This window comes from Spiroplasma sp. DGKH1 (assembly GCF_040940205.1).
In the GTDB taxonomy this organism is placed as follows: domain Bacteria; phylum Bacillota_I; class Bacilli_A; order Mycoplasmatales; family Mycoplasmataceae; genus Spiroplasma.
Window position 1 is genome coordinate 1 of sequence record NZ_JASTWG010000004.1, and the last position, 13,653, is coordinate 13,653.

The window sequence follows — 13,653 nt, forward strand, 5'->3', positions numbered from 1 at the left end:
AGGAATGAGTCCTGTTGAATACAGAAAATCATTCCTATAACTTATTTTTAATATGTCTACTTTTCTTGACATATTCATTAATCATAACACTATTTTTTATAAAAAAACCTTATAATCATTCTAATTTTTTGATTTTCTAATTTTTCTTGATATATAATTAAAATGATGGAAGTAGTTTGAGAGAGGATAGAGGTAAAAAAATGCATAAGTTAGAAAGAAAAAATATGTTATTAGATTTTTTACAAGCAAAACCATTTCACAATATGGCGGAAATTAATGAGTATGTTGAATCATTAGGTATCGCATATGTTACTGTCCGTCGAGATTTAAAAGAATTGCAGAATGAAGGTTTAGTTAGTCTATCTTATGGTGGGGTTAAAACTAATGAAAAATCGGATAATAGTACAATTAAACATTTGAATCAGTTAAATTTAAATCTCACAGCTAAACAACAAATTGCTAAACTAGCTCAGAAATTAATTAACCAGGGGGATGTTCTTTATTTAGGGGCTGGAACAACCTGTGAGGAATTTGCTAAACAAATTAAAACTGAAGTTAAGGTGATAACTAATTCTTGATTTGTTTACCAAATTCTTTTAAAAAATTCTTATATTATTGAACCAATTCTTGTTGGTGGCAAATATCGTGAACCTTCAGGGGTCTTTATTGGTTCGTTTGCAGAAAAGGCATTAGAAATTGAACCATTCTATAAAACATTTGTTTCAGTTACGAATATTGATTATGATGGTAATCTCTATAATAGTAATGAGGGTGAGTCACACCTGGAAGCAATTATTTTAGCAAAGGCCAAATATAAATATATTCTGGCTGATAGTTCAAAATTTAATTCAATGGGTTATGAACATTTCTGCAATATTAAAGATATTGATGGAATTATTACTGATCGGGTTGTGGAAATTAAATCAGAGTATTTAGCAAAAATAATTAATTAGGGAAAGAGGAAGTTACAACATGATTTTAAAAAATGCAAAAATAGTATTAATTAATGAAATTATTGAAAAAGGGTGAATTGACGTTGAGGGTAACTTAATTAAATCAGTTAATAAAGGAGTAACTAACCAAGAGGGCTATGACTTACAGGGACTAATTATTATGCCTGGATTTATTGAATGTCATGTTCATGGTGGTTATGGTCATGATTTCGAAGAAGGGACAATTACTGGATTTGATGAGTTTGCCAAAAAAATTGCTCAAGAAGGGGTAACTAAGTTTTGTCAAGGAACAGTTACCGGTTCGGTCGAAAAAGTAACTAAATTAATGGAAGTCTACGGTGAATATATGACTAACCATAATAAAGGGGCAAAAGCGTTACAAATTGGTGCGCACTTGGAAGGACCTTTTATTTCACACGAATTTAAAGGTGCGCATGAAGAAGCATTATTAATTAAACCAGATATTAAAGTAATGCAACAATTTATTGATGCTTCAAAAAATAACATTCGGATTGTTACTTATGCTCCTGAATTACAAGATGGATCATTCACAACTTTTCTTCTTAAAAATAAAATTATTCCTTCAATGGGCCATTCCGCTGCTAGTTTTGAGCAAGTAACAACTGAAGTTGGCCGGGGAGCTAACCATTTTACCCATCTTCATAATGGTATGAGTCGTTATGAACATCGTAAACCAGGGATGGTAAACGCCGGGTTATTCTATGATGAGATTTTATGTGAACTAATTACAGATGGAATTCATAATCATCCTGATACTGTCCGCGAAGCATACAAAATTAAGGGACCTGATCATTTGTGTATTATTACAGATGCAATGATTGCCAAAGGATTAGCTGATGGCCCATATAAATTAGGGGATTTGGATGTTATTAAAAAAGGTCAAACTGTGACCTTATTAAATGGAACGTTAGCCGGTGCGGGAGCAACTTATGATTTTAATGTTCGTAATATGTATCAATTTACTAAATGTTCATTAATTGATTTAATTAAAATGACAAGTATTAATGTGGCAAAACAATTAGGAATTTATGACCAAACAGGGTCAATTCAGCCAAATAAATTGGCAGACCTGGTGGTGGTCGATAATGATTTAAATGTTAAGATGACCATTTCCGAAGGTGAAATTGCTTATAATAATCTTTAATAACTTCTTAGAAACTATCTACCAAAGATAGTTTTTAATTTGTAATTTTACTATCTTCAGGAAATTAATATGTTAAAATTAAAAATAAGGGACAGAATATAAGATAAAAATTATTAAAATTGATTAACTAAATTTACTTACCAAAGAAAGAAGGAAATTAAGTAATGAAAAAACTTTTAAGTATCTTAGGGGCCATTAGTTTAACAGCAACCGGTGCAAGTTCTGTTGTTGCCTGTCATAACAAAAGTAGCCAACCAAATGATAATACCAAAACTAATCTTAGTGAAATTAAAATTCCAAGCATGGCCAATTCGTTAGCAATTACTGTTAATGATGAAAAAAATGTTACATCCGATGAATTAAACGCCATTAATTTTAATGATACCTTATTAGAATATGTTACAACCCAAATTAATAATAATCTTAAAGGCGGTAATAAAATAACTAAATCTGACTTTAATATTACTAATAATGCCAAAGCGGGGAATTATGAACAAGCTCACCCAATTGCCATTACCATTAATGCCCAATCCCAATCTAAAATTATTATGGGTAAAACAACTGTAACAATTCAAATTATTGCAATTGCCGGAAGAATTAATATTTCCGTGCTAACTTTTCAACCCAAAAATCCAGTATTAAACATTCAAGTTAAAAATCCTGCCAGTGTAACACAAGATGAATTAAATACAATTAATAATAATCTAACATTCAAAGCTCAAATTTGAGGTTTTATTCGCACCCAACTTCCAGAAGCAAAGAGAACAGGTTTTAAAGTTAAGGATTTTATTTTAACTAATGATGGTCCAACTGGTGATTTTCAGACTGCTCAGGATATTACCGTAACAGTCCAGGCCCAACCTAATTCAAAAATTATTGAAGGTAGTTTTCAATTTAGAATTAAAATAATGGGAATTAAACAAGCAGTTGATATTAGTTCAATTAATAAAATTAGCGATAATCCAGTGGCGGTTGCGGCAGTTCAAAGTGGGGGTAATTTTGAATATATTTTTGAATCAGATATTCTAACAAGTTTAGATAGTCTTGTTTTAAAAGCTGTGCAAAATCTTGATTCAACCTTAACAAGCTATGATGTTAGTTATGTAATAACTAATTTTGAGACAGTTAAAACTGGCAATACCTATTTTCACCATTCAGGTTGATCAGATCTTCCCTATGTTGATTTAACAAATGGGAAAACAGTTACTTTAAATTTAACATTAACTGGACATAACGCCGCGGTGGGAACAGCTAAAGTTAGTGTCATCATTAAAAGTACTAACTAGGAATTTAAAAAGAAAAATGAACTCTGTTAAACAGAGTTTATTTTTTATTTTTGGAAAGATTATAATAATCAGAAAACTAAATCAGATTTAATAGTATTCTCTGTTAAAAACATTTATAATTAATAGTGATCATTAGTAACAAGCATATGAAGGGGGAACAATATGAGTGTTAAAAATAACTTGGATAAATTAAAAAACCAAATTGGAATCAAGCGTTGTATTATTGTCGAAGGAAATATCAATGACATTTATGAAAATAATAATGGCTATGTTAGTTTAAAAGAACGGATTAAAACATTGCTAAAAGAAAAAGGTTTTCATGATATTTTTACTTGGGATCGCATTGATGGGTTAACCGGGGGTAATGTGAAAAGTTTAACATTAGTTGAAGATGAGAAAAAGGACCATTCGCAAGAAGGTGAAGCCTATGAGTTTGGTAAAGAATTAATTAATAATCAAAATGAACAAACAAATCAACAAACAGGACAATTTACTTCTTTAGCAGAATTTTTTGCAATTGTGCGGAAAAATATGCTCGGGAATAATCCTAAAAAAGTTGCTTTTATTGCCGACAGTTCGGATTATTTATTCTCTAATGAGCAAAGTTTAAGTGAAGATGAACGGGTTAACTTAATTTCCCTAAGTAAAGCTTTTAAAGATAAGAAGTTTGACCAATCAGAAATTATTGATTTTGATACTTCATTAATTTTTATTACAAATAATATTGGGAAACTACCAACATCGTTTTATCTTCATAATCCGGATGTGAGCACTATTACATTAGCGAAACCAAATCGTGAAGAACGGGAAAAGTTTATTTTAACTAATAAAAATTTCTTTAAAATTAGTGAAGATTTAAACCAGGATATCTTAAAATTACAAGATATTTACGATACAATGGAAGGGTGAACTCTGAAAGAAGTTTACCAACTGATTAAATACTCAAATAATATCAATGAGCGGTTGCCATTTGAAAAGTTATTAAATTCTTATCAATATGGGGATAAAGTTTCACCATGAGAAGAAATGAATTATCAAAAGTTAGCAACCATTGAAGATGAACTACGGAAAAGAGTTATTGGTCAGGACCACGCCATTGAAAAAGTTAAAAAAGTTGTTTATAAAGCATTTACCGGTTTATCGGGTGTGCAGTATTCAGCGAAGCGAACTAAACCGAAGGGAACATTATTCTTTGTTGGGCCAACCGGAGTTGGGAAAACAGAATTAGCCAAAGCGTTAGCAAAATTTCTCTTTGGGGATGAAAAAAATTGTATTCGTTTCGACATGTCAGAATATAACCAGGAGGCCAGTGACCAAAAACTAATTGGAGCTCCTCCCGGTTATGTTGGTTATGAAGAAGGAGGGCAATTAACAAATGCCATCAAAGAAAAACCATTTAGTGTTCTTTTATTTGATGAAATTGAAAAAGCCCACCCCCGGATTTTAGATAAATTTTTACAAATTTTAGAAGATGGGCGGTTAACGGATAATAAAGGGCAAACTGTTAGTTTTTCTGATTCGTTTATAATTTTTACTTCTAATATTGGAGCTAGTGAAGTTGATGACCACCAACCATTTGATCAGATTCAAAAAGAGTTTATTCAAAAGGTTTCTGATCATTTTCGCACCGAATTGAAACGGCCAGAATTATTAGGAAGAATTGGAAATAACATTGTTCCGTTTAACTTTATTAAAGATACTGCTTTCAAAGCAAAATTAATTGCCCACAAATTAAAACCAATACAGTTAGCTGTTAAAGAAAAATATAAAGTTAATTTAGAATTTGGAGAATTAGAAAAAATCTTAACCATTATTATGAGTGATGCTGATGATAAAAAAGGTGGCCGGGATTTATTAAACAGTATTGAAAAACATATTGTTGATGGTTTGAGTGAATTTATTTTTACTAACCAAGCGAATTTTCGAGTAAACCAAACAATTATTGCTGAACCCCAAGGATCAGTAATTAACTACACAATTAAAAATTAATGCCTAAAAATCTTATTAATTTTAATCGCTTTGTTTCATTCACTACCATTGAAGGTCCCGGCAACAGATTTGCATTATGAATGCAAGGATGCATTCTTAATTGTAAGGGGTGTAGCAATCAAGAAATGATTCCCTTGATTAATAAAAATGTAATGGAAGTAAAGGAATTGTTTAAAGCAGTTCTTGATGCTAAAATTAGATTCAATATTGAAGGAATTACCATTCTTGGTGGTGAACCATTTATTCAACCCCGTGCCTTATTAGAATTAGTGCAATTGTGTAAAGCTCATAACTTAACAGTAATTATTTTTTCTGGTTATGTCTATGAAGTTTTACAAAAAAAATACCCGGCGATTTTGGAATTTGTGGATATTTTAATTGATGGACCATTTTTAATTAATAAACTAGATAAAAAAAGAAGATTAATTGGTTCAACTAACCAACGGGTGTTAAAATTATCGCCGGTTTATGCAGATGATAATTATTTTGAACAAAATATTATTGAAGCCGAATTCACTGTTCAGGAAAATAGTTTAATTATTAATGGTGATGGCGCGCACTTAGTAAATGATAATATAGAGGAGGAATAGCCAATGGGAGCATTCAAATTAGAAGGTAATGTGTTTGACCACATTAAACAAGATATTATTAAAGTTGGTGACAAATTAGAATTCAAAGCAACAAATGGTGATATGACAGATTTTAATATTAACGATGTAAAAAGTGACTACAAAGTAATTTCTGTTATTCCAAGTATTGACACAAGTGTTTGTTATACGCAAACAGTAAAATTTAATAAGGATATCAAAGATTATCCCCACGCCCGATTAATTACAATTTCACGGGACTTACCATTTGCTCAAGAAAGAAGTTGTGAATCATTCCGTGATAAAGATCACTGTTTAGTATCAGATTATAATTATCGTGATTTTGGGAACAAAACAGGGTTAGTCTTTAATGCAACGCAAATCTTACCCCGAGCAGTATTAATTTTAGATAAAGATAATATTGTTCAATACATTGAGGTTGTTAACCCGGTTGGTAACGAGCCAGATTATAACAAAGTATATGAATTCTTAAAAAACCATGCCTAAAAGTATTATTTATAATAATACTTTTTATTTTTAACATTTTTTTTGTTTGTAATTAATAATTTAATTTGGGTTTTGACAATTGTAAGAATTTATAATTTTAGTAAAATATTATGTGGAGAAGAGAATAAATTATTACCTTATTATAATTTTAATGAAACGAAAAAACTATTATTAAATATTAACTATTACGAATATCCACTAATGTTTACCCGTGAAAAATTATAAATATATTAAGTATTATAAAAATACACGCCAGTAAGTCAACACGAAATATTTTATATTTCTATTGAGGTGCATTTGTGTAATCTAAATTATTAAGTTGTTTATTTTTTTAATAAATAATTTTTAATTTTGAGTTTTTATCAATTATCTAATTTTAAGCCTAATAAGAATGGAGCGAATAAGAACTAGTGATACACCCAGATAACAATTTATTTTATCAAATAATAACTGAAATCAATCAAGTTATTGAAATTGAATCCGCTTATAATCATATTAACCCTTTAATGTCCTTAAAAATTGAATTGTATTCCCTAAAAAAAATAAAACCCACTAAAATTAAAAATACCCTTGTTGATCGTTATTTAACTGTTCTTAACAAACGAGAAGAATCTTTAAATAATAGTATTATAACTTTGATTGATGAATATTGTTACTTATCTTTAAAACATTATCAACAAAAACGTTCTCCCCAAGCAGTTTGCGATGATTTAAATATTAAGATTTCAAAACAATTTAACCTTATTAATAACAATATTAAATTACATTATCTTCATAATTTTTTAGGTAGTTTTCTGATGTGAAAACAATTAAAATTAGAGTTAGAAAATTTAAGAACTGGTATTAAAAAATATAAACTAAACTACTTGTATAATAATAAATTAATAGTTAATGAAAAATAAAAAAAACAATTCCTCCCCTGAATTGTTTTTTTTATTTAATAGCAATTTTATTTTTAATTTCATCTAAACTAGTTAAATCATCATTAGGATTAATATTGAAATTATATCCTTCCTGGCGATGATACTTGGGAATCACATGCATATGATAATGGAAAACTTGTTGAAAAGCTTCTTCTTTTTCATTAATAATATAGTTAATTCCTTTTGGTTTTAAAGTGTCATAAATACGATTAGCAATTAATTTTGAAGCCTTGGCAACTTCGGCTAAATACAAATCTTCGGTGTCGCTAAAGTAATCTGAATGTGATTTGGGGATTACCAAAGTATGACCATCGCTATTGGGAAAAATGTCTAAAAATGCATAAACATATTCATTTTCATAAACTTTACTACTAGGTACCTCCCCGTTAATAATTCGGCAGAACAAACAATCTTTTTTTAACATTTTTATGTGCCTCCTTGCTTACTCCATAATTATATTATAACAAAAAAAGCAAAAAGCCATCTTTTCGGATGACTTTTTCTTTCTTAATCACGACTAATAATGTATGTTCCAATCGCATCATATAAAGTTTGTGAATAGATGTTTTTAGGATCATAATTAAAGGCTAATGAATATAATCTTGTTTTCCCTGATTTTTGTAAATCAGTATTTTGGGCCATGGTATATTCAATTCATTTCAGAATATTACCTTTATAATTATCAACACTTGTTGGGGAACCATCAGGATTATATAAAGGAGCTCCGGTGTTATCATATGAACCTAGATAACCATCACTATTATATAACCATTTAACTGATAATCCTTGGACTAACCAATTAGCATTTAAGTCGGTTGGCTGTCCGCCAGAACCGTAAAATTTCATTTCTAATTTATTAGCATCAGTAATTGGTTTATCTTGATAATTTAAAGTCATATTATTCATTAAATCAATTGTATAAATTGGTAATACAAAGACTAATGAAGCATTCCGTTTGTTGGCATCAACAAATTCATATGTTGAAACTTGGTCAGTTGGTCCGTTATTAGCTCGCATAATTCCAGCGGTCAGGACATTTCCTAAATTGTTTTTATATAAGTCAGCATTGTTAATAGTTGTAAAAATTGAATTATCACTTTTCTTGAATCCAACAAATCCTTTAAAGCCCGGAACATTAAAGATTGGGTCAATTCCGTCTTTAATTTGGTTAGTAGTATCAGGAGCGGCCGGATCAACTGCAAAGTCTTTTTGCAATAAATCAATAATTGCTTTTTTGTTAGTTCCGTTTGCGGCATCATTAATAGCTTTAATTGTTGAATAAGGGAATTTTTTCTCTAATTCAGTTTTGGACATTTTAACTTCTCACACCATCTTAATGTAAGATTTTCATGTCGTACGGGAAGAAGGATTATCTTCTCATGATTGGATATTATTGAATAGGGCCCCGTTTTTATTAATATATAAATGGGAATCATTTCCGGCTCCGTATTTACGAATTTGGTTTTGGTGTAAATAGGTTGTAGCTAAAATTTGGTCAACAACGCTTGGAATTTCAACATGGTTATAATAGTCATTAAAACGAACTTTTAAGGCCACTTTTTTAGCATCTTCACTTAATTTATTAAAATCATCATAGCTAGATTGGTCTAATTTTTGGTCAATCTTAAATTTATAACCAGCATTTTTTTCTAACTCAGTTCGTGATTTAGCATAATCGGCAAGGAGAAAATCACCTCCACCACTACCAGCTTTGTCATAGAAGTATGATTTAACTCCTAAAACAAATCAATTATCAGTTTGGTAATCAGGGGCATACCCTTGACTAGCCATTTTATATTCTAAAGGTGAGTTATTACTAATTCCAGCTAAATATTCAGTATAGAGTTTATCAAGGGCAACTTGTTTAACAAAGTTAACAATTTGACGAGCAATAATGTTATCTGGTTGCGAAGTATCGATTGTAACGCCGGTATAACGCGCACGAGTTGCCTCTTCTGCTGAGTAATAGAATTTTGAAATATTAGAATCTAATAAGCGAATTGCTAATGTTTTTAAGTCAGCACTGTTAAAAATTTGGTTGAAAGAATATTGGACATAGTCAGCGTTACCATTAATTTCAGCAATAATTCATTTTTTAATTTCATCGGCAATTGCGGGGGTATCAAATCGTTCAAACTTATCACTTTTACAAGCAACAACTGCAGAAGAGGTTGAAGCTAAAATTGAAATTGTTCCTAAGATACTTAATAATCGTTTCATTTATCTTCGTCCTCCTTTTTAGTATTCAGCAATTGTCCAGAATTTACCATTTGTTGTTGTAATGTTAGCTAAAATAGCACTAACATCAAATGTTAAATCTGGTCAACCAACTGCATATCCTTGAATTGTAGTATTTTCAGTTTGAACTTTTGAAATAAAGGTTCCAATTGCTGATCCTGTTAAATTACTTGCCGCAGAATTAATAACGTTTGTAAACCATGTGGTATCTGCTTCACTACCTGATTGTGTTTTAAAAGTTAAGAAACGTTTATACCAATCATCAGGGGTTGCAATCTTAACAATATTTTTTTCAACATTATTAAAGAAATCAAAGATTCAGAATCATCATAAATTACTTGTTGTTCCATCCGTTGAAGAATCTAATTTGGCATATTTTTTAACTTCATCTAAGACATTAAATGTTGTACGACTACCAGCAATGGTATTAGCATTACTTTGGTTAACTAAATATTGTAAATATTTAGCATTTTTAAATTGAGTGTTCATTTTACTATTAACACTAACATCATCTGTTTTGTTATGACTAGCTGCTTCAAAAGTATTGTGGGCATAACTTAATGAGTCAAATTGTCAATTATTAGTATAGTTATTGTAATCATCTGTTGTGGTTGGATCTAAGTATTGGCCACCATCAATGTGAACAATATGTAAACCATCAGTATCAATGAAGGCAATTACTGAATCATCTTTTAGCCCTGAACCATCACTAACTTGACCAATTTTTCAAACTTGGCTCATATGAGTTGCAGTATCACTAGAATTACGGCTTAATGTTTTAATTGCAGCATCAGCATCTGCTGGAAGAGCATCATATGTAGTATTACCAACATTACCGTAAATATTTGCTTTTACAACATTTGATTTAAAAATATCATCACCATTATTTAGGGTTAATAAACTTTTTGAACTAGCAGCAGTCCCGTTATTATTACGGTAGAAAGTTTCTCAATCCTCAGGAGAACTTCCAGCTAATTTGCCAAGATCAGTAGTAATGTTTGCTAACACACCCTTATCAAAATCATCACTAGTAATACCATCTTTAAAGGCATTGGCTGCATCTTTAAAAGCATAAGTAACTTGTGAAATTGCTAATGGTTTTTGATTAGTAAATCAACGTTCTAAAGAATATTTTTGGAATAATGATAATTGTCCAGCTTGGTAAATGTTTGAGTTTAACATTAAAGATCCTAACTTATCATTGGTTGTTCCATCAAAAATAGGGGCGTCTACCATTCGATGGTCATTAAGATATTGTTCAGGTGTTTTGCTTTCCAAATCGGTGGCAATATTTTTTAAGGTTGCTGAAATATCAAAATCTGGGTAATTAAATTTTCATGCATTGGTTGTATAATTTCATTGGAATGCTACTGCTAAATCACGGCGGGCACTAATATTATCTTTATTTCAATCATCAGGTGATTTTTTTTGAACTATGGTAAAATCATAAAAATTATATAAATAATTAGTTAAGATTTGGTTACTACTTGATTGGTAACTACGCATATTATTGTTTAATAATACGTTAGTTAACATTGTTGTAGCACTTGTACCGTTATCAGCCCCAGTTGCCATAATTGCTGCTTTATAATTGTTTTCTTCAATTTCATATTTCTTTGAACCAGAAGCACCAGTAATATCTGGATAGTTTTTATCTAACCATTTATGATATTCATCTTCTCATTTTTTTTGGTAGTCGTTTTTAAATGATTGTTTTTTATTTTCAACTTGTTGATTGGTGTTAGAAACTAATAATTTTCATTGTTGACTTAAAATTACTTGTAAATCTTGGTAGTCAGCAACATCAGGCATTTTTTCACTCTGTCCACTATCAACTAATTTATTACTATTAGCTAAGATTGAAACACTTAGAATTTGCATTAATTGTACGGCCATTTTAATTCTAGTTGTTCCATCCCATTCATTAGGGTCATTACTTCATTTATCTCCCCCAATATTGGTAAACGGATCTTTTAGTTCATTTCAAACATCAGCGGAAGTAACATTTTTTCCACCCCCAATTCCGGGTAATCATGCTCACACACTATTTCCGGCGCTGTTTTTATGCTGATCCTTTGTATTGTCTTTATTACTACATGCTGCTAACGTTCCAACTGGGCCCCCAGTGATTACGAAACTAGCTAGTAATGACAAAAGTTTCTTCATTAATATTCCATCCTTCCTTGAGTTATTAACTTGGCTGAACTTTTCCTTATTAAAATGTAAAGAATTACATTTAATTTTTATACAAAGTCTACTTTTATTGTACAATAAAAGTAGACTTTATTATAAAAAAATTGAGATATTTTTAATATAAAAAGCCTGATAATTATAGGAAAATGAGGTGGAAAAATGCAGCAAATTGAAATTAAAAATTTACATGTTTCAGCTGATGGTGAGATGATTTTAAAAGGGTTGGATTTAGTTATTAAACAAAACGAAATTCATGCGCTAATGGGACCTAATGGTAATGGAAAATCAACTTTATTATCGACTATTATGGGTCATCCCAATTATAAGGTTGAACAAGGTGACATTTTATTTGATGGTGAATCTATTTTGGACAAAACAGTTGATGAAAGAAGCAAATTAGGCATCTTTTTTGCGATGCAATCACCAGTTGAAATCCCTGGTGTTTTAAACTTAGATTTTTTAAAAATAATTATTAATGCTCATCGCGAAACCCCAATTAAATTACCAGATTTATATAAAACAATTAATGAAAATACTAAAAGTTTAAAAATTGAAGAATCAATGATCCAAAGATATTTAAATAGTGGTTTTTCAGGGGGAGAAAAAAAGAAAAACGAGATTTTACAGTTAAATCTTTTAAATCCTAGTTTTGCTTTAATTGATGAAATTGATTCGGGACTAGATGTGGATGCTTTGAATGTTGTGAGTGGAGAACTTAATAAAAGAATTGGGAAAGATTTTGCAGCTTTAATTGTTTCTCATTATGATCGTTTTTTCAACTTGGTAAAACCAACACATGCCCATGTAATTATCAAGGGAAAGATTGTTAAAAGTGGTGATTATCAATTAGTAGAAAAAATTAACCAGGAAGGTTATGAATGATTGATGCGCGAATTAAAAATTGATAATGTTAAAAATGAAGATCAAAAGCGAATGAACACTGCGGTTGGTTGTGCCGCTAAAAATGCAAAATAATGAGTGTTTTATTAAATAACACGGTTGTTAATAATCAGTTTAATATTATTGATAATTCGCAGCATCAAACAGTAAAGATTGAGAATACTAAAGATGGGGAAAATTTTGAATTTAATATTACTGATAATATTAAAAACTTAACCTTATTAGTTTTTCTTCATCTAAATAATACTGTCAATCTTAAATTCAATATTGCTAATAATACTAATGTTAATATTGTTAATATTTACAAAAATAAAGATAACCACCAAAATATTAATTTAGAATATAATGTTTTGGCAAATAGTACTTTAAATTTATACCATTTAAATATTGTAGATAGTAATATCAACGAAAATGTTACTTTTAATTTATTAGAAAAAAGAAGTAAAGTAATTTATTATTTAGCAAGTTTATCAACTAGTGATAAACAAAAAAATGAAATTATTTATGCCCATCATCAAGCACCGCAAACGTTTAGTGAAATTAAAACTTATTCAATTGCAAAAGATGCTTCATTACAAACAGTTAAGTGTACTAGTCATATTGAAAAAACGATGGTTAAATCAGAAGCGCATCAAGAATTACGCTTATTAGTCTTTGATAAAACTTCGCGGGCAATTTCCGATCCGATTTTACTAATTGATGAAAATGATATTAAAGCTAGCCATGCCAATGCATTAGGGATGCTAGACCCTGAACAAGTTTTTTATTTGCAAGCCCGGGGACTAACAGTCAACCAAGCACGTAAATTAATTTGTATGGGATATTTTAAACATGTAGTTGAAGCAATTGATGATGAAAAAATTCAAACTGAAATTATTAACGAAATTGATCGGGAAATTGGAGAGTAAGAAG

General features: G+C 30.0%; 12 protein-coding genes. 9 read left to right on the forward strand and 3 right to left on the reverse strand.

Features of this window, described 5'->3' with window-relative positions:
* Positions 1-200: 200 nt before the first annotated feature.
* From QPK10_RS03615 to QPK10_RS03645, 7 genes are all read left to right on the forward strand, one after another.
* Positions 201-953 (forward strand): DeoR/GlpR family DNA-binding transcription regulator, encoded by a 753-nt coding sequence (locus QPK10_RS03615; RefSeq protein WP_368486667.1) that lies wholly within the window; start codon positions 201-203, stop codon positions 951-953.
* A 19-nt stretch (positions 954-972) separates the two neighbouring features.
* Positions 973-2,118, forward strand: coding sequence for an N-acetylglucosamine-6-phosphate deacetylase (nagA, locus tag QPK10_RS03620; protein WP_368486668.1), 1,146 nt, complete (start codon positions 973-975; stop codon positions 2,116-2,118).
* A gap of 164 nt (positions 2,119-2,282) precedes the next feature.
* On the forward strand, positions 2,283-3,404 hold the full coding sequence (locus QPK10_RS03625; protein ID WP_368486669.1) for a spiralin repeat-containing protein: 1,122 nt from the start codon (positions 2,283-2,285) through the stop codon (positions 3,402-3,404).
* Between the two features lie 162 nt (positions 3,405-3,566).
* Complete coding sequence (locus QPK10_RS03630; protein ID WP_368486670.1) at positions 3,567-5,393, forward strand: AAA family ATPase; 1,827 nt, start codon at positions 3,567-3,569, stop codon at positions 5,391-5,393.
* 80 nt (positions 5,394-5,473) lie between these two features.
* Positions 5,474-5,983 carry a 4Fe-4S single cluster domain-containing protein gene (locus QPK10_RS03635; protein ID WP_236682187.1) on the forward strand — a complete coding sequence of 170 codons (510 nt, stop codon included), beginning with the start codon at positions 5,474-5,476 and terminating at the stop codon, positions 5,981-5,983.
* A 3-nt stretch (positions 5,984-5,986) separates the two neighbouring features.
* Positions 5,987-6,487, forward strand: coding sequence for a thiol peroxidase (gene tpx / locus QPK10_RS03640; protein ID WP_368486671.1), 501 nt, complete (start codon positions 5,987-5,989; stop codon positions 6,485-6,487).
* Between the two features lie 410 nt (positions 6,488-6,897).
* Complete coding sequence (locus QPK10_RS03645; protein ID WP_368486672.1) at positions 6,898-7,389, forward strand: hypothetical protein; 492 nt, start codon at positions 6,898-6,900, stop codon at positions 7,387-7,389.
* Between the two features lie 31 nt (positions 7,390-7,420).
* Here QPK10_RS03645 and QPK10_RS03650 read toward each other — a convergent pair whose 3' ends face one another.
* From QPK10_RS03650 to QPK10_RS03660, 3 genes are all read right to left on the reverse strand, one after another.
* Positions 7,421-7,834 (reverse strand): HIT family protein, encoded by a 414-nt coding sequence (locus tag QPK10_RS03650; protein ID WP_047791896.1) that lies wholly within the window; start codon positions 7,832-7,834, stop codon positions 7,421-7,423.
* A gap of 83 nt (positions 7,835-7,917) precedes the next feature.
* Positions 7,918-9,630, reverse strand: a complete 1,713-nt coding sequence (locus tag QPK10_RS03655; RefSeq protein WP_368486673.1) for a lipoprotein — start codon at positions 9,628-9,630, stop codon at positions 7,918-7,920.
* Between the two features lie 18 nt (positions 9,631-9,648).
* Positions 9,649-11,814: a Vmc-like lipoprotein signal peptide domain-containing protein gene (locus tag QPK10_RS03660; RefSeq protein ID WP_368486674.1), complete on the reverse strand. Its 2,166-nt coding sequence runs from the start codon at positions 11,812-11,814 to the stop codon at positions 9,649-9,651.
* Positions 11,815-12,000: 186 nt separating this feature from the next.
* Between QPK10_RS03660 and sufC the strand changes: the two genes are divergently transcribed.
* Positions 12,001-12,816: a Fe-S cluster assembly ATPase SufC gene (gene sufC / locus QPK10_RS03665; protein ID WP_368486675.1), complete on the forward strand. Its 816-nt coding sequence runs from the start codon at positions 12,001-12,003 to the stop codon at positions 12,814-12,816.
* Positions 12,816-13,649, forward strand: coding sequence for a SufD family Fe-S cluster assembly protein (locus tag QPK10_RS03670; protein WP_368486677.1), 834 nt, complete (start codon positions 12,816-12,818; stop codon positions 13,647-13,649). Before sufC ends, QPK10_RS03670 begins: the two co-directional genes overlap by 1 nt.
* Positions 13,650-13,653: the final 4 nt, after the last annotated feature.